The following is a 15409-nucleotide window of genomic DNA, read 5'->3' on the forward strand; positions in this document are numbered from 1 at the left end:
TCAGGCTTCTGGACAGGCTGGATCGTCGTCCCGGAGCGCCGTGGCGATCCGTTCGAGCGACGCCGCCAAGCGACGGCGGTCGCCGGGCGCCACGGGGGCGACGAAGTAGCGCTCCACGATGCGGGCGTGGACCTCCACCGCGTGCACGAACGTCCGCTCGCCCTCCGCCGTCGCCTCGACCAGCGTCACCCGGCGGTCGTCGGGCGACGGTACGCGGCGTACGAGGCCCGCCGTCTCCATGCGGTCGACCAGGCGCGTGACCCCGCCGCTGGTCAGGATGACGTCCTCGGCCAGGGTGCGCTGGGAGACCTGTTCCTCCGGGTCCCGGCACAGCCGCAGCAGCACCTCGAACATGACGTGGCCGATCCCGGTCTCCGCCCGCATGGCGGCGTTGATGCGCCGCTCAAGGTGGGTCGCCGCCTTCAGCAGCAGGCCGAACTCGTGGACCAGTGGCCCGCTGGCCGCCTGCGCGGCCGTGCGCTTCTCCGAGTCGGTCCCCATACCCATGAGGGCAGTCTAGTGCCGCGTAAGTCACTGACTTCTCAATTGCTGAGCAGTCAGTGATATCGGTACGCTGCTGCTCATGGACACCGCCACCGCTGCCACCGCTCCGATACAGGCCCCGCCCCGCCGCGCGCTGCGGCTGCTCGTCGTCCTGGGCGCGCTCTCGGCGTTCGGGCCGCTGTCGCTGGACATGTATCTGCCCGCGCTGCCCGCTCTCGCGGGGGACTTCGGCGTCCCCGACGCGGGCGTACAGCTGACCCTGACCAGCTGCCTGATCGGGCTGGCAGTCGGACAGCTGATCGCCGGGCCGCTCAGCGACCGGTTTGGGCGGAGGGTGCCGCTCCTCATCGGCCTCGTCGGGTACATGGTGGCGTCCGTGCTGTGCGCGTTCGCGCCGAACGTCACCGCGCTGACCGGGCTGCGCGCCCTTCAGGGGCTGGCGGGCGCGGCGGGGATCGTGATCAGCCGGGCCATCGTCCGCGACCTGTACGAGGGGACCGCCGCCGCGCGGTTCTTCTCCCTCCTGATGCTGGTCAACGGCCTGGCGCCGATCCTCGCGCCCGTCATTGGCGGGCAGCTGCTGCGGTTCACGTCCTGGCGCGGGATCTTCCTCGTCCTGGCCGTCGCGGGCGCGCTGCTGCTCGCGGCCACCGTGATCGTCGTGGGGGAGACCCTGCCGTCCGAGCGGCGGCACGCGGGCGGGCTGGGGCAGACGGTCCGTAGCTTCGGCTCGCTGCTGCGTGATGCGGACTTCGTGCGGCCCGCGCTCGCGGGCGGGTTCGCGTTCGCCGCGATGTTCTCGTACATCTCGGCGTCCTCGTTCGTGCTGCAGAAGACGTACGGTCTGGACCCGCAGCAGTTCAGCATCGTCTTCGCGTCCAACGCGCTCGGCATCATGCTGCTCGGCCAGGGCAACGCCCGGCTGCTGCGCACCCGCACGCCCCACGCCCTGCTCCGGTCCGGGCTCGCGCTGTGCGCGGCGGGTGGCGGCGCGCTGCTGCTGTCCGTACTCGCCGGGCTCGGCGTGGCCGCCGTGCTGGTGTCGCTGTTCGCGCTGGTGGCCAGCATCGGGCTGATCATGCCGAACTCCACGGCGCTGTCGATGTCCGGGCACCCGGAGGCGGCCGGGACCGCGTCCGCGCTGCTGGGGCTGTTGCAGTTCGCGCTGGGCGGGGTCGCCGCGCCGCTGGCGGGGCTCGGCGGGAACGGGGCGGCGCTGCCGATGGCGCTCGCGATCGCCGCGTGCGCGGCGGCGGCCGTCGTCGTGCACCTGTGGCCCCGGCGGCGCTGACCGCTGTCGCGGCGCCGTCACGTCCCGGGGGTGTCGTCCTCCGCGAGCAACGCGTGCACGCGTCGCAGGACGTCGAGGTGGGCCTCGTTGTAGAACTCGGTCAATGCCTGCGCGACAACCGACTGGGTGATCGCCGCTCCCCGGCGGGAGGAGGCTGTCAGGTCACGCAGGATCGGGTGGTCCTCCTGCTGTGCGCGGACTTCGGGCGCGAGGCGTCGCGCGATGTGCCGCCGCACCTCCTCCGGCGCGTCGGCGGGCAGGGCCTCGAACTGCGCGGCGATATCGCTGCGGGGCGCTGAGAGCTGCTCCCGGAGCGCGGACATCGCCGAGGCGTTGAGAAAGCTGGAGTACGCCAGCAGGAGGGAGCGTTGCGCCTCCGGCAGGTCGTCGGCGAGCGCCTGGAAGTCCGCCGGAAGGTCGATCGAGGCCTGGTTGTCCAGGATCGCCGCCAGTTCCCGTCGCATCCGCTGCTGGCGATCGATGCTCGCCGCGAGTTCCGCGTCCAGGACGCGCAGGGTCTCCTCGGCCCCCTCGTCGGCGGCCTCGACCGAGGGGATGTCCGACAGCGGTAAGCCGAGGTCGACCAGCCTGCGGATGCGCAGCAGGCGGACCAAGTGCTGGACGCCGTACCGCTTGTAGCCGTTGGCCGCTCGGTCCGGCTCGTCCAGCAAGCCGATCTCGTGATAGTGCCGGACGGTTTTCAGCGTCGTGCCCGCGAGGTCGGCCAGCTGACGTGTGCTCCATGCCATCGGGAGGCCCCTTCCTGCCCGATCCATTCAAGACCGTGCCCTCGGGGCATGGTCAAGGCTCTCCGCCCACCGGCGAGACGGTGTTGACCGTGCCCCAAGGGCACGGAGTGCGATGGGCGGCGACCACAGCCACCCGACGGGTTTTCGGAGACTGGACATGAAACGACAACGCAGTATCGGCCGGACCTCGGCCCTGGCGGTCGTCCTCGGCCTCAGCGGCTCGCTGGTGGCGGTGCCAGCCGTCGCGGACGAGCCGCGAGCGCCGCAGGTGCGGTGGGGCACCTGCCCCGAGGACGTCGTGGAGGAGGCGGCTCCGACCACGTTGCAGTGCGCCACCGTGCCCGTGCCGGTGGACTACGCCGACCCCGGGGCCGCCCGGATCGATGTCATGATCTCCCGGCTGGCCAGCACGAAACCGGACAAGCGGCGCGGCACGCTCATGCTCAATCCGGGCGGCCCCGGCGGGTCCGGACTGGCGCAGCCCGCGCTGCTGGCGGCCCGGGGCATACCCGCCGATGTCCTTGACCGCTACGACCTGATCGGCATGGACACGCGCGGCGTCGGGCACTCGGCGCCGGTCGCGTGCGGGTTCACGGAGGACGGCCCGTACGCCACCAACATTCCTCCCTACGCGGGCGACGACGCGGCGGTCACCGCACAGGCGAAAGTCGCCAAGGCGGCGGCCGAGCAGTGCCAGCGCCATGACCGCGACGGGGTGTTACGCCACCTGACCACGGCGAACACCGCCCGCGACCTGGACCGTGTCCGGGCCGCGCTCGGCGAGGAGAAGACCAGCTACCTGGGCTACTCCTACGGCACGGCACTCGGGGCCGCCTACGCGTCGATGTTCCCCGAGCGCTCCGACCGGATCGTGCTCGACAGCAACATCGGCGACACCCACCTCGACCGCGACGGCATGCGCCGCTTCGCCCTCGGGATGGAACAGGCGTTCCCCGACTTCGCGACGTGGGCGGCGGCCCGGCACGACAGCTACGGCCTGGGCCGCACTCCCGAGCAGGTCCGCGCGACCTACTTCGCCCTCGCCGAGCGGCTCGACAAGGCCCCGGTGGCAGGCTTCGACGGCAACCTGTTGCGGCAGTACACCTTCGGCCTCCTCTACAAGAAGTTGCAGTACCCCAAGCTGGCGCAGCAGTGGCAGGCGCTGGCGGGCGGCGGCGACGCGGCTGCTCGCCGCCCGCAGGCGTCCAAGATGTCGTCCTCGATCGACAACCCCTTGGCGGTGTTCGCCGCCGTGACCTGCAACGACGTCGAGTGGCCCAAGGACGTCGACACCTATCGGAGGGGCGTCGCCAAGGATCGCGCGCGCTACCCGCTGTTCGGCGCCGCCGCCGCGAACGTCACGCCCTGCGCCTTCTGGCCGTACGCCCCGGCCGAGCCGCCGGTCGCGGTCAACGACGACGGACCCCGGAACATGCTGCTCGTCCAGAACCTGCGCGACCCGGCGACACCGCACGACGGCGGGAAGATGCTGCGCCGGAAGTTCGCCGACCGGTCCCGGCTGCTCAGCGTCGACGACACCGGGCACGGTGCCTACGTCCTCGGCGACAACGCCTGCGCGCTGAACACCACCACGCGCTACCTCGTCGAGGGCACGATGCCCCAAAAGGACGCGCTCTGCCGCGCAGGCTGATCCCCTGGCCGGCCGGAGAAGCGCGAATGACAGGCCAGTCTGTTCAGTCCATACTGGACAGGCTGGCCTGAAGAAATTTACGGTGGGGGTATGGCTGAGACCCCCCAACCCGGCATGTCCGCGTCCTCCGTGCGCGCCGCGCACGAGATCCGTGTCGTCGTCGGCCGTCTGCGGCGGCGGCTGCGGGAGTCGTACGACACGGAAGGGCTCACCCCGACGCAGACGGCCGTGCTCAGCAGGCTCAGCAAGGACGGGCCGTCCTCGGCCAGTGCGCTGGCCGCCGCCGAGCGCGTACGGCCGCAGTCCATGGCGATGACGCTCGGCGCGCTCGATGAGCGCGGTCTCATCGAGCGACGGCCGGATCCGGATGACCGGCGGCGGCAGTTGATCTCGGTGAGCGAGGCGGGACACGCCTTCCTGGAGGACAAGCGCCGGGCGGGCGAGGAATGGCTGTCCCAGGCCCTGGAATCCGGCTTCACCGAGGACGAGCGACAGGCCATCATCAGTTCGCTGGCCCTGCTCGACCGGCTCAGCGACGCATGATCACACGGCTGATACGACGCACTGCCAAGCCCCAGACGCGCGGCGGGTTCGACCGCAGGCTGCTCGCGCCGATGATGCTGGGGTCGATCCTCAACCCGGTCAACTCCTCCATCGTCTCGGTGTCGTTGGTGCCGATCGGCGCGGCCTTCGGGGCTCCGCCGTCGCAGACGGCCTGGCTGGTCTCGGCGCTCTACCTGGCGACGGCGATAGGCCAGCCGGTGGTGGGACGGCTCATCGACCTGTACGGGCCGCGCCGCCTGTTCCTGCTCGGGTCCGCGCTGACGGGACTGTCGGGACTGATCGGCCTGCTGGCCCCGAACCTGGCGACGCTGATCGTCGCGCGGGTGGTGCTCGGCTTCGGGACCTGCGCGGGGTATCCGGCGTCGATGTACCTGATCCGCAGCGAGGCCCGGCGTACGGGCCACGAGAGCCCGGCCGGGGTGCTGACCGCGCTTTCCATCGCCAATCAGACCGTGGCGGTCATCGGTCCGTCGCTGGGCGGGGTGCTGATCGGGCTGGGCGGCTGGCGTACGACGTTCGCCGTCAACCTCCCGCTGGCCGCCGCCGGTCTGATCCTCGGCTTCCTCCGGCTGCCGAAGACCCACCCGCGCCGGGAGCGCGAGGGGTCTGCCGGGCTGGACCTGCCCGGGATGGCACTGTTCGCCGCGATGCTCGTCTCGCTGCTGCTGTTCCTGATGGAGCCGGGGGCCGACCGCTGGTACCTGCCGGTGCTGATGGCGGTGGCGGCGGCCGGGTTCGCGGTGCGGGAGCTGCGGGTGGCGGAGCCGTTCATCGATCTGCGGGTGCTCGGCGGGAACGTTCCGCTGCTGCTCACGTACGCACGTATGCTCCTGGTCGCCATCGTGTCGTACGTCCTGCTGTACGGGTACACCCAGTGGCTCCAGGAGGGGCGGGGGCTGTCCGCCACGCAGGCGGGCCTCGCGCAACTGCCGCTGTTCCTGGCGGGGATCGCGGTATCCACGGCCACCGGGCGGCGGGCCCAGGTGCGCGGCAAGCTGCTGGTGGGCGCGATCGGGCAGATCGCCGTATGTCTGCTGGTGCTGACGCTGCGGCCGGACAGCCCGGTGTGGCTGCTGGTCGTCGTCGCGGTCGTCGCGGGCGTACCGCAGGGGCTGAACAACCTGGCCCTGCAGAACGCGGTGTACCACCAGGCCGACCCGGAGCGGATGGGGTCCTCGGCGGGGCTGCTGCGTACCTTCCTCTACCTCGGCGCGATGGTTGCCTCAGGCGCCAACGGCGTCTTCTTCGGCGCCCGCGCGGACACCGGCGGGCTCCACGGGCTGGCGTGGTTCATGCTCGCCGTCGCCGGTCTGTTCCTGGCGATCACGGTCGCGGACCGCTCGCTGAGCCGCGTCGGCTCGGCTTCTTCTCAGCACTGAAAGGCTTGATCACCGTGTCGAACACCGCTCTGCTCGCGATGGACATCCAGAACGGCATCGTGGACCGCATCGCCACCCCCGATTACCTGCCGCGACTGACTCAGGCGGTGGAGGCGGCCCGTAACGCCGGGATCCCGGTGCTGCATGTGGTGGTCGGTTTCCGGTCCGGGCACCCCGAGGTGTCCGGCCGGAACAAGACATTCGGCGCGCTGCCCGAGGGAGTCTTCACACCCCAGGACCCGGGCGCGGCCATCCACCCGGATGTCGAGCCCCGGTCCGGCGAGATCGTGATCACGAAGAAGCGGATCAGCGCCTTCGCCGGGAGCGACCTGGAGATGGTCCTGCGGGCCCAGGGCATCACCGATCTCGTCCTGACCGGCGTCGCCACCAGCGGCGTCGTGCTGTCCACGCTGCGCCAGGCCGCCGACCTCGACTACCGGCTCACCGTGCTGGCCGACGGCTGCGCCGACAGCGACGACGAGGTCCACCGGGTGCTCACCGAGAAGGTGTTCCCGCGCCAGGCCGAGGTGACGACCGTCGAGGAATGGGCCGGGACCCTCGGCTGACCGGGGACCGGGGCTTCGCCGGCCGACACGCCGTCACCATCGTGTGCGAAGCAGCGTCAGTTCGTGTGCGGCCGACCGTCACGGACCCACGTCACCACAACCAGAGCCGCGGTGATGTACATCAGGACACTGAAGGTGGCGACGGATTCGACGTACTGCTCGTAGCCCGCTGTGCGCAGCTGGAACGCGAGGAAACCGAGCGCGGTCCCCAGTGACGCCGTAGCGGCGGACATGGCAACGAACGGGGTCTTCGTCATGGGTACTTCCTCCAAGCCACGAAACATTGATCGATGGCGAGACTACCTTGCGATGTCCCGGCCGGAACTGGTTGTTGACGGCCGCTCGCGGGTGAGGGCGTCGGTCAGGCGGTGGAGGGCCGGGTTGGGGCTGTCCGGGCTCCAGCAGGCGTGCAGGGTGACGGAGTGGGCGTCGGCGGCGGCCAGTTCGCGGTAGCGGACGCCGTGCACGCCCATGGCCATGATCGAACGCGGGATCAGCGCGCACCCCAGGCCCGCCCGGACCAGGGCGAGCATCGTCGGCACCTGGGAGGTCAGCTGGCTGACCGCGTAGTGGTCCACGCCGATCATGGCGGCACAGATGTCGTGCAGATAGCGCGAGCCTTCGGGGCTGTAGCCGATGTAGTTGCTGGTCACCTCCGAGAGGAGGACGGGCGCGGTGCCCTCGGCCAGCGCGACCGCAGGTCGCCGAGCGCGGTGAACTGCTCCGGGCTGACCAGCTCGGACAGCTCGACCGCGACGTTGGGGATGCGGCGTTTCACCAGGTCGAGGACGTCGGCGAGGATCGCGTACGCGCCGATCGCGGTGAAGCCGAGGCGCAGGGTGCCGGTGCGGCCCTCGGCGGCATGGCGGGTGGCGACCGGGGCGGCGTCCAGCAGGGCGAGGACCCGTCGGCAGTGTTCGAGGAGGACCGTGCCCGCCGCGGTGATGCGGGCGCCGCGGCCGGTGCGCTCGAAGAGGACGACGTCCAGGGACCGTTCCAGGGCCTGGATCTGCCGGGTCAGCGGGGGCTGGGTCATATTGAGCCGCTCGGCGGCCCGACCGAAGTGCTGATGATGGTGCTGGTCGCGTTCCAGTCGGAGAACGCCATCTACGTCGCGAGTGATCCTGTGACCGGATCGGTCGGCGGGAACTGGAAGCCGTGGTTCGTGCCGGGAGGGGAGGGCCTGTCCAACTGGTCCCTCATCATGGCGCAGTTGGCGGAGCTGGGCTACGCGGGGCCCGTCTGTCTGTCTGGGCAGTACTCGGACCCGAGCGTCCCGGTCGAGGAGCGGTTGGCGGCGGACCTCGCGGCGGCGCGCGCTGCCTGACACGGCGTACCGTACGGGGCGTTGTCCCGAGCGTTGCTGTCCCGAGCGTTGCTGTCCCGAGCGTCGTTGTTCCGTGCGTCCATCGAGTGAGCAGGAGAGCGCATTGGCCACCACGTCCCCGCAGGGCGTCCCCGTTCCGTTACTCGACCCGGCCGCCGTCAAGCGGTGGAAGGCCTCCTCTGGGGCGGTGGTCGACCTGCTGACCGAGGCGCGCGAACTCGGCGGGGTCAGCGCCGTACCGCTCGGCCCGCGCCCCACGGTGCTGGTCACCGACCCGGACGCGGTGCGGCACGTCCTCGCCCTGCACCCCGACCGCTACGTCAAGCGCTCCCACCGGGCGCGCGTGCTGGTCGGGGGCGGGGTGCTCTCGGCCAGCGGCGAGCCGTGGAAGCGCCAACGCCGTCTGCTGCAAGCCCAGTTCACCGGTGCGGGCATCCGCCGCTACGAGCAGCGCATCGACGCCGCCGCGCGCCGCGCCGCCGACCGCTGGGCCGCTGCCGCCCGTAACGGCACACCGACCGACGTCCGCGAGGACATGCGCTTCTTCGCCCTCGACACCATCTGGCGGTCCCTCACCGGGCACCCTCTCGACGCGGAAACCAACCGCGAACTCGCCGCCGTCGAGGCGGTCGGGGCCGCCCTCCCGACGACCCCTTCCGCGTCGGCTGACCTGGACGAGCTGCGGGCCACCGTGGCGGCGGATCTCGCGCGGATCGACGCCGTCGCCCACCAGGCGATCGCGGCCGCTCGCCGGGGAGAGGCGGGACCGGACGGCCCCGGTCTGCTGCGCGTCCTGGTGGAGGCGGGGGAGACCCGGCCCGAATACACGGACCAGCTCATCCGCGACGAGCTGGTCACGCTGCTGACCGCCGGGCACGAGACCACGGCCACCACGCTGGCCTGGCTGTACCTGCTGCTCGACCGCCACCCCGAGGCCCGCCGCCGGGCCCTGGACGCGGGCCCCGAGGGCTCACCCGAGCGCGAGAACGCCCTCCGGGCCCTCGCCTCCGAGACCCTGCGGCTCTATCCGTCGGCCTGGCTGATGCCGCGCCATGCCGCCGAGGACGACACCCTCGGCGGATACCGGGTCGAGGCGGGCACCGACCTCTTCGTCTGCCCGTACCTCACCCACCGTGACCCGGTGCTGTGGCCCGAGCCCGAGCGGTTCGACCCCTCGCGCTTCGCGGACGACGGCCGGGGCTCCGCCCGGCACGGCGCGTACTACCCCTTCGGGCTCGGGGCCCGGGCATGCCTGGGGGCGCAGTTCGCGATGCGGGAGATGACGGCGCTGCTGGGGCTCCTGCTGCCCGCCTTCGTGCCCTCGTTCCACGCCATCCCGACGTCGACCGTCTTCGGGATCACGGTCCGCCCGGAGGGCCCGATGCCCGCCACGATCACGGCCGTACGGTGAACGGCCCCTGGTAGGACTCCGTTAGGTCTGTGTAGGGCACCTGCACCGCCTGCCACCGACCCCTGCCCACCGGCCGTACCAGACGGCACCCCGCACACACCTAACGGAGTCCTGCTCGTTGCCGTCGAGTGGAGTGCCGTCCCGGCCTCGCCCTCGGCCAGGCGAACGACGACCGCTCAGCCGGGCGGCAGGTGGACCGTCATGATCAGGGTGCAGATTTCGGTGCCCGCGCCGCGATACGTGTGCGGGGCGTCGCCGTCGAACGTGGCGGTCTCCCCGGCCTCGACGGGGTGCTCGGTGCCGTCGACGACCAGGGTCATCCGGCCGGAGGTGACGCTGACCGTCTCCACGACCCCGGCCTGGTGGGGGTGGCTGGGGTAGTCCTCGCCCGGTGCCAGCCGCCAGCGCCAGACCTCGACGGGGGACGGGCCCGAGGTCGTCAGCATGAGCCGGGCCTCGCCGCCCCCCTCGCCGGTCCACAGCGGAGCCACGGCGTCCGCCGCCACGACGCGGACGCGGCCCTCGGGCGGCCCCTGCATCAGGTCGGACACCGAGATGCCGAGGGTGTCGGCCAGCCGGACAAGGGTGGCCAGGTTCGGGTTGCCCTGGGCCTTCTCCAGCCCCACCAGGGCGCCCTTGCTGACCTGGGCGCGGCGGCTCAGCTCCTCCAGGGACAGCCCCGCGCGGGTGCGGGCCGCCCGGACGTTGTGCGCGACCGTCCGCAGGGCCTCGGCCGTCTCCACCATCTGCTCACCCATCCTCGGACCATTGGAATGTGCTGTGCGGTCGTTTGATTGACCAGGTCGGTCGATCCAATGTACGGTCTGGTCGTTTCATTGAATGGTAAGGGATGTGCTGTGTTCGCTCTGCTGCTGGCCCTGGGCAGCTCACTCGCCTACGGATGCGCCGATTTCCTCGGCGGCCTCGGCGCCCGTAAAGCCCACGTACTGCGCACCGTGCTGGTCGCGGCCCCGGCGAGCCTCGCGGTCGAGCTGCTGCTCTGGCCGGTGCTCGGCGCCTCGTTCAGCTCCGCGACCCTCGGCTGGGGCGCCGCGTCGGGCGTCGCCTCGGCCGCCGCGTTCGCCCTGCTCTACCGCACCCTGGCGATCGGCCCGATGAACGTGCTGTCGCCCGTGACCGCGCTGGTGTCCGCCGCGCTGCCGGTCACCGTGGGCCTGCTGCAGGGCGAGCGGCTGGCCGCCGCCGGGCTGGTGGGCCTGCCGCTCGCCCTGGTGGCGGTGGTCCTGGTCAGCGCCGGACACGGCGCGGGCGCGGCGCGCCCCTCCCGTAACGCCCTGCTGCTGGCCTTCGGCGCGGGCGCCGCCATCGCGCTCCAGCTGGTCTGCCTCCACCAGGCGCCGTCCGACAGCGGCGTGGCCCCGCTGATCGTGGGCCGCGCGGTCGCCTCGACCGTCACCCTGGCCGCGGCCGGGCTGCTGCGCCGCAGGCTGGGCCCCGAGCGGCCCGCGTACGGGATGTCGGCGGCCGCGGGCGTGCTCGACTCCTTGGCGAACCTCCTCTTCCTGCTCGCCTCCCGCAGCGGCGACCTCGCCGTCGTCGCCGTGATCACCGCCCTCTACCCAGCCGGTACGGTCCTGCTCGCGCGCGGGGTCCTCGCCGAACGCGTCCACCGAGGGCAGCTCGTCGGCCTGGGCACCGCCGCCGTGGCCGTCAGCCTCCTCGCCCTGACCTGATCCGCCACAGCGCCCCCTCGTACGTCACTTACGGAGCCACCCATGACCGTCTTCCACCTCACCCCCGCCGTCGCGGACGCCTTCCCCGACACCCTCATCGCCCTGGTCACCGCCACCGGCACGCGCGGCCGCGAACCCTGGCCCGGCACCGCCGCCGCCCTGGACGCCTTGGAACAGCGGCTCGCCGACGGCACCTGGCAGCCCGCCGACGAGACCGACCCGCGCATCGAGGCATGGCACACCGCCTACCGCTCCTTCGGCACCAACCCCCGCCGCATCCGCCCCAGCGTCGACGCGCTCGGCCGCCGCATGGCCAAGAAGGGGACCCTGCCGCGTATCAACCCGGCCGTCGACTCCTACAACGCCGTCTCGGTCCACCACGGACTGCCTGCCGGAGCCTTCGACCTGGACCACGTCACCGGGGACATCGACATCCGGTACGCGGACGGCACCGAGTCGTTCACCCCGCTCGGTGAGCCCGACACCGTCGAGCACCCCAAGCCCGGCGAGATCATCTACGCGGACACCACCGGCGTCCTGACCCGCCACTGGAACCACCGCGACGCCCACCGCACCCGCGTCACCGAGGACTCCGTACGCGTCGTCTTCGCCCTCGAAACCGTCCACGGCGACCGTGACGGCCACCTCCTCAAGGCCGCCGCCGAGGAGCTGTGCGGGCTGCTCACCCCCCACACCGACCAGACCGCCGTGCGGTACCTCAGCCCGGAACAACCCCGGGCCACCGCCTGAGCGTCAGCGGGTCCCGAGCAGGTACGCCGCTGTCAGCGCGACGGCCCGGTCCTCGTCATGGGACAGCTGCGCGAGGGCACGTGACGTCGTGGCGCCCGGGACGTCCGCGAGCGCCTGGGTCAGCCGTCGGCGTGCGGATGACGCGACGGTGGCGTGGGCGAGGCGGTCGACGAGCCCGGTGGCGATCCGGTCCGCCACCACGGGATCACTCGCCAGCGCGCCCAGCGCGTCGGCCGCGTCGACGTCGTTCGTCCCCTCGACGATCATGTCGATGAGCGTCGGGACCGCGTCGGCCGCGCCACGCGGCCCGAGCGCCAGGGCCGCATACCGGCGGACCACGAGGTCGGGATGGGCGAGGGCGTCCCGCAGCAGCGCCGTCGATTCACCGGCCGACTCCCCGGCCGGCTCATCGTCCTGCATCTCGGCGATGGCCTGGACGGCACGTTTCCGCACCTCGGCCAGTGGTGAGCCAAGGCCCTCCGCCAGCAGCGCCAATCCGGCGTCGCCCCGTCGCGCCAGAGCCCATCGAAGAGCTCCGGCGACGCTCGGGTCCGTCTCGCTCAGCGCCGCCTCGACCAGTGCTTCCACCGGCACCTCTTCGACCGAGGACAAGGCCGCGCGCTGGCGCGTCCCGGCGCTCTGTGACCGCAAGGCCTGGAGGAGCGCGACGGTCTGCAGGACGTCCTCCCAGCCGGTGGGTTCCGCGGCACCGATCCGGCGGAGGCGCGTGAGCAGCTCCGTCTCCGCCGCGAGGCGTTCCCGCGTCTGGCGGATGAGGTCGTCGACCAGCTCCGAGGGCGCGAAGCCGGGATCATCGAGCGCGCGGCTGACGTCACGCAGCGACAGCCCCAGGGACCGCAGGCTCTCGATGTGGAAGATGCGCCGGATGTCGTCGCCGGAGTACTCGCGGTACCCGGCCTCGGTACGGCCCGTCGGCCGCACCAGGCCGAGCGCGTCGTAATGCCTGAGCATGCGGGCGCTGACCCCGGACCGCCGGGCCACCTCACCGATCAACACTGCCCCTCACCCCTCCTGGCCGGTTGTGCCAAGAGCCACGATGCGCTTCGCCTCCTCGATCGCGAACTCGAATCCGGCGTCCGGGTCGCGCGACAGCCGTTCCGTGGCGAGCGCGTGCGCACGTACCAGGGGGTCGGGATCCTTCATCGCGGGGAGCAGGACCGGCATGATCACCTCGCCGAGCGCGATCAGCGCCCGGCTGAGGCTCAGCCGCGTCTCATGCTCGCCGCGCCCGAGCTGGGTCGCCAACACCGAGGCCAGCGCGGGTTCCTCACCTTCGGGTACGAGCACCACCGCCGCGCGCCAGGCGCTCCGCGCCACCTCGTCGTCGGCGTCGGTCAGCAGCGCCCGTGTGATCGACGGCCAGGCCTGCCGATCCCCGATCTTGGACAGCGTGTGCAGCGCCTGGCTGCGCGCCTGCGCGTGCTCCGAACGGAGTTCCCCGATGAGCCCGGGGACCGTCATGGCCGCCGAGTGGCGGGTGAGGGCCCACGTCAGCATCTCGCGCACGGAGAACTCGGGCTCGATCGCGCATCGTTCGATGAGCGTGCCGATGAACCGCGGGTCCGGGGCCGAGCCGACCGCCAGCGCCGCCCGCAGCCGGACGGACGCGTCGTCGTGCTCCAGCCCCTGGAGCGCGCGCGTCGTGTTCGTGTTCGTGTCCTCTTTCGGCATGGCCATGGGGACCACCTCCTCGGGCCACAGTGAAGTCCTTGTCACGGTGTCAAGGTCAAGCGCGTTCTCCGCGCGCCGAGGCGATGTGATGTCCGTCGTGCGGCGGATCGGCCGAATGGCCGATCCGGCTCGCCGCACGACGCGGGCGAAAAAACTTCGGACGGCTTCGGGCGGCGATGTCGAGAACCCGGAACCGGCTCCGTCCCTGCTATGAACGCGACGACAATGGGTCGCACCGGTACCTGAGGAGAACCACGATGGCCAAGTACTTGCTGCTCAAGCACTACCGAGGCGCCCCGGCAGCGGTCAACGACGTGCCCATGGACCAGTGGAAGCCGGAAGAGATCACGGCCCACGTGCAGTACATGAACGACTTCGCGGCCCGGCTGGAGAAGACCGGCGAGTTCGTCGACGGTCAGGCGCTCGCCCCCGAGGGGACGTGGGTCCGGTACGACGGCGAGGGGCGCCCGCCGGTCACCGACGGCCCGTTCGCCGAGACCAAGGACCTCATCGCGGGCTGGATGGTGATCGACGTCGACAGCTACGAGCGCGCCGTCGAGCTGGCCGGGGAACTGTCGGCCGCGCCCGGCGCGGACGGGAAGCCGATCCACGAGTGGCTGGAACTGCGCCCGTTCCTGGCCGCGCCGCCCACCATCACGGAGTGACCTCATCGGTGACCCCATCCATGGACGAGGCCCTGCTCCGGAGCCTCACCCCGAGCGTGCTCGCCATCCTCGTCCGCCGCGGAGCCGACTTCGCGGCGGCCGAGGACGCCGTGCAGGACGCGCTGGTCGAGGCGGTCCGTAGCTGGCCGGGCGATATGCCGAGGGACCCGAAGGGCTGGCTGGTCACCGTGGCCTGGCGCCGGTTCCTCGACGCGACCCGGGCGGACGTCGCACGGCGCCGCCGGGAGGACCGCGTCGACGAGGAGCCGGAACCCGGGCCCGCGCCCACGGTGGACGACACGCTCCAGCTCTACTTCCTGTGCGCCCATCCGTCGCTGACGCCCTCGTCGGCGGTCGCGCTCACCCTGCGCGCCGTCGGCGGCCTCACCACCCGCCAGATCGCCCAGGCCTATCTGGTGCCCGAGGCGACCATGGCGCAGCGCATCAGCCGGGCCAAGCGCACCGTCTCGGGCATACGGTTCGACCAGCCCGGCGACGTCGCCACCGTGCTGCGCGTTCTCTACCTGGTCTTCAACGAGGGCTACTCGGGCGACGTCGACCTCGCCGTCGAGGCCATCCGGCTCACCCGGCAGCTCGCGGCCGCGATCGACCACCCCGAGGTGGCGGGGCTGCTCGCCCTCATGCTGCTCCACCACGCCCGGCGCGCCGCCCGGACCGCGCCGGACGGCGGCCTGGTGCCGCTCGCCGAGCAGGACCGCGGCCGGTGGGACACCACGGCGATCGCCGAGGGCGTCGAGATCCTTCAGGCGGCGCTCGCCCGTGACCGGCTGGGCGAGTTCCAGGCCCAGGCCGCCATCGCGGCACTCCACGCCGACGCGCCCACCGCCGGGGAGACGGACTGGGTACAGATCGTGGAGTGGTACGACGAACTGGCGCGGCTGACCGACAGTCCGGTCGTCCGGCTCAACCGCGCGGTGGCCGTGGGCGAGGCCGACGGACCGCGCGCGGGCCTGGCGGCGCTCGCGGCGCTGGACGACTCCCTGCCCCGCCACGCCGCGGTGGCGGCGTACCTCCACGAGCGCGACGGCGACCTGGCGACGGCGGCACGGCTGTACGCCGAGGCGGCCCAGAAGGCGTCCAACCTCGCCGAGCGCGACCATCTGACGCGCCAGGCCGCCCGGCTCAACGCGCGCGGTGGCCCCTGA

The 15409-nt window shown here is 72.1% G+C and carries 19 protein-coding genes; 11 read left to right on the forward strand and 8 right to left on the reverse strand.

Annotated elements, in window-relative coordinates; translation table 11 throughout:
- Positions 1–507, reverse strand: a complete 507-nt coding sequence (locus ACZ6CL_RS21645) for a MarR family winged helix-turn-helix transcriptional regulator (protein WP_468937765.1) — start codon at positions 505–507, stop codon at positions 1–3.
- Positions 508–583: 76 nt separating this feature from the next.
- Here ACZ6CL_RS21645 and ACZ6CL_RS21650 point away from each other — a divergent pair, with 76 nt between their 5' ends.
- A complete protein-coding gene (locus ACZ6CL_RS21650; protein ID WP_468937766.1) occupies positions 584–1795 on the forward strand; it encodes a Bcr/CflA family multidrug efflux MFS transporter in 1212 nt (403 codons plus the stop codon).
- 17 nt (positions 1796–1812) lie between these two features.
- Here ACZ6CL_RS21650 and ACZ6CL_RS21655 read toward each other — a convergent pair whose 3' ends face one another.
- Positions 1813–2544, reverse strand: a complete 732-nt coding sequence (locus ACZ6CL_RS21655; protein WP_468937767.1) for a MerR family transcriptional regulator — start codon at positions 2542–2544, stop codon at positions 1813–1815.
- A 157-nt stretch (positions 2545–2701) separates the two neighbouring features.
- Here ACZ6CL_RS21655 and ACZ6CL_RS21660 point away from each other — a divergent pair, with 157 nt between their 5' ends.
- The 4 genes from ACZ6CL_RS21660 to ACZ6CL_RS21675 all read left to right on the forward strand — a co-directional run bounded on the left by ACZ6CL_RS21660 (position 2702) and on the right by ACZ6CL_RS21675 (position 6704).
- On the forward strand, positions 2702–4195 hold the full coding sequence (locus ACZ6CL_RS21660) for an alpha/beta hydrolase (RefSeq protein ID WP_468937768.1): 1494 nt from the start codon (positions 2702–2704) through the stop codon (positions 4193–4195).
- A 90-nt stretch (positions 4196–4285) separates the two neighbouring features.
- A complete protein-coding gene (locus ACZ6CL_RS21665) occupies positions 4286–4738 on the forward strand; it encodes a MarR family transcriptional regulator (RefSeq protein ID WP_468937769.1) in 453 nt (150 codons plus the stop codon).
- Positions 4735–6138, forward strand: coding sequence for an MFS transporter (locus tag ACZ6CL_RS21670; protein WP_468937770.1), 1404 nt, complete (start codon positions 4735–4737; stop codon positions 6136–6138). The genes ACZ6CL_RS21665 and ACZ6CL_RS21670 overlap by 4 nt, the downstream gene beginning before the upstream one ends.
- A 14-nt stretch (positions 6139–6152) precedes the next feature.
- A complete protein-coding gene (locus tag ACZ6CL_RS21675) occupies positions 6153–6704 on the forward strand; it encodes a cysteine hydrolase family protein (protein WP_468937771.1) in 552 nt (183 codons plus the stop codon).
- Positions 6705–6760: 56 nt separating this feature from the next.
- Here the strand turns inward: ACZ6CL_RS21675 and ACZ6CL_RS21680 are convergent, their stop codons facing one another.
- The 3 genes from ACZ6CL_RS21680 to ACZ6CL_RS21690 are packed head-to-tail and all read right to left on the reverse strand — an operon-like array spanning position 6761 to position 7740.
- Complete coding sequence (locus ACZ6CL_RS21680; protein ID WP_468937772.1) at positions 6761–6961, reverse strand: SCO3870 family protein; 201 nt, start codon at positions 6959–6961, stop codon at positions 6761–6763.
- Positions 6962–7003: 42 nt separating this feature from the next.
- Positions 7004–7357 carry a LysR substrate-binding domain-containing protein gene (locus ACZ6CL_RS21685; RefSeq protein WP_468937773.1) on the reverse strand — a complete coding sequence of 118 codons (354 nt, stop codon included), beginning with the start codon at positions 7355–7357 and terminating at the stop codon, positions 7004–7006.
- A complete protein-coding gene (locus tag ACZ6CL_RS21690) occupies positions 7354–7740 on the reverse strand; it encodes a LysR family transcriptional regulator (RefSeq protein ID WP_468937774.1) in 387 nt (128 codons plus the stop codon). Before ACZ6CL_RS21690 ends, ACZ6CL_RS21685 begins: the two co-directional genes overlap by 4 nt.
- Positions 7741–7773: 33 nt before the next feature.
- Here ACZ6CL_RS21690 and ACZ6CL_RS21695 point away from each other — a divergent pair, with 33 nt between their 5' ends.
- Positions 7774–8031, forward strand: coding sequence for a hypothetical protein (locus ACZ6CL_RS21695; RefSeq protein WP_468937775.1), 258 nt, complete (start codon positions 7774–7776; stop codon positions 8029–8031).
- A gap of 103 nt (positions 8032–8134) precedes the next feature.
- Positions 8135–9442, forward strand: a complete 1308-nt coding sequence (locus ACZ6CL_RS21700; RefSeq protein WP_468937776.1) for a cytochrome P450 — start codon at positions 8135–8137, stop codon at positions 9440–9442.
- A 176-nt stretch (positions 9443–9618) separates the two neighbouring features.
- Here ACZ6CL_RS21700 and ACZ6CL_RS21705 read toward each other — a convergent pair whose 3' ends face one another.
- Positions 9619–10188, reverse strand: a complete 570-nt coding sequence (locus ACZ6CL_RS21705; RefSeq protein WP_468937943.1) for a helix-turn-helix domain-containing protein — start codon at positions 10186–10188, stop codon at positions 9619–9621.
- A 111-nt stretch (positions 10189–10299) separates the two neighbouring features.
- On the opposite strand from ACZ6CL_RS21705, the gene ACZ6CL_RS21710 reads away from it, so the two are divergent.
- Both ACZ6CL_RS21710 and ACZ6CL_RS21715 read left to right on the forward strand, forming a co-directional pair.
- A complete protein-coding gene (locus tag ACZ6CL_RS21710; protein ID WP_468937777.1) occupies positions 10300–11136 on the forward strand; it encodes an EamA family transporter in 837 nt (278 codons plus the stop codon).
- A 42-nt stretch (positions 11137–11178) separates the two neighbouring features.
- The gene (locus tag ACZ6CL_RS21715; RefSeq protein ID WP_468937778.1) at positions 11179–11886 is read left to right on the forward strand and encodes a B3/B4 domain-containing protein; all 708 of its coding nucleotides are present in this window, start codon (positions 11179–11181) and stop codon (positions 11884–11886) included.
- Between the two features lie 3 nt (positions 11887–11889).
- On the opposite strand, the gene ACZ6CL_RS21720 is transcribed toward ACZ6CL_RS21715, so the two are convergent.
- Together ACZ6CL_RS21720 and ACZ6CL_RS21725 are read right to left on the reverse strand one after the other, a co-directional pair.
- Positions 11890–12903: a MerR family transcriptional regulator gene (locus ACZ6CL_RS21720; protein WP_468937779.1), complete on the reverse strand. Its 1014-nt coding sequence runs from the start codon at positions 12901–12903 to the stop codon at positions 11890–11892.
- A gap of 6 nt (positions 12904–12909) precedes the next feature.
- Positions 12910–13584, reverse strand: a complete 675-nt coding sequence (locus ACZ6CL_RS21725; protein ID WP_468937780.1) for a HEAT repeat domain-containing protein — start codon at positions 13582–13584, stop codon at positions 12910–12912.
- A gap of 251 nt (positions 13585–13835) precedes the next feature.
- On the opposite strand from ACZ6CL_RS21725, the gene ACZ6CL_RS21730 reads away from it, so the two are divergent.
- Complete coding sequence (locus ACZ6CL_RS21730; protein WP_468937781.1) at positions 13836–14243, forward strand: YciI family protein; 408 nt, start codon at positions 13836–13838, stop codon at positions 14241–14243.
- A gap of 20 nt (positions 14244–14263) precedes the next feature.
- Positions 14264–15409 carry an RNA polymerase sigma factor gene (locus ACZ6CL_RS21735; protein ID WP_468937944.1) on the forward strand — a complete coding sequence of 382 codons (1146 nt, stop codon included), beginning with the start codon at positions 14264–14266 and terminating at the stop codon, positions 15407–15409.

Source organism: Streptomyces sp. NPDC041200 (genome assembly GCF_055591805.1).

Coding starts and splice junctions, on each gene's coding strand:
- ACZ6CL_RS21645 (WP_468937765.1), bottom strand. CDS start 507: ATGGGTATGGGGACCGACTCGGAGAAGCGCACGGCCGCGCAGGCGGCC.
- ACZ6CL_RS21650 (WP_468937766.1), top strand. CDS start 584: ATGGACACCGCCACCGCTGCCACCGCTCCGATACAGGCCCCGCCCCGC.
- ACZ6CL_RS21655 (WP_468937767.1), bottom strand. CDS start 2,544: ATGGCATGGAGCACACGTCAGCTGGCCGACCTCGCGGGCACGACGCTG.
- ACZ6CL_RS21660 (WP_468937768.1), top strand. CDS start 2,702: ATGAAACGACAACGCAGTATCGGCCGGACCTCGGCCCTGGCGGTCGTC.
- ACZ6CL_RS21665 (WP_468937769.1), top strand. CDS start 4,286: ATGGCTGAGACCCCCCAACCCGGCATGTCCGCGTCCTCCGTGCGCGCC.
- ACZ6CL_RS21670 (WP_468937770.1), top strand. CDS start 4,735: ATGATCACACGGCTGATACGACGCACTGCCAAGCCCCAGACGCGCGGC.
- ACZ6CL_RS21680 (WP_468937772.1), bottom strand. CDS start 6,961: ATGACGAAGACCCCGTTCGTTGCCATGTCCGCCGCTACGGCGTCACTG.
- ACZ6CL_RS21690 (WP_468937774.1), bottom strand. CDS start 7,740: ATGACCCAGCCCCCGCTGACCCGGCAGATCCAGGCCCTGGAACGGTCC.
- ACZ6CL_RS21695 (WP_468937775.1), top strand. CDS start 7,774: ATGATGGTGCTGGTCGCGTTCCAGTCGGAGAACGCCATCTACGTCGCG.
- ACZ6CL_RS21705 (WP_468937943.1), bottom strand. CDS start 10,188: ATGGTGGAGACGGCCGAGGCCCTGCGGACGGTCGCGCACAACGTCCGG.
- ACZ6CL_RS21715 (WP_468937778.1), top strand. CDS start 11,179: ATGACCGTCTTCCACCTCACCCCCGCCGTCGCGGACGCCTTCCCCGAC.
- ACZ6CL_RS21725 (WP_468937780.1), bottom strand. CDS start 13,584: ATGGCCATGCCGAAAGAGGACACGAACACGAACACGACGCGCGCGCTC.
- ACZ6CL_RS21730 (WP_468937781.1), top strand. CDS start 13,836: ATGGCCAAGTACTTGCTGCTCAAGCACTACCGAGGCGCCCCGGCAGCG.
- ACZ6CL_RS21735 (WP_468937944.1), top strand. CDS start 14,264: ATGGACGAGGCCCTGCTCCGGAGCCTCACCCCGAGCGTGCTCGCCATC.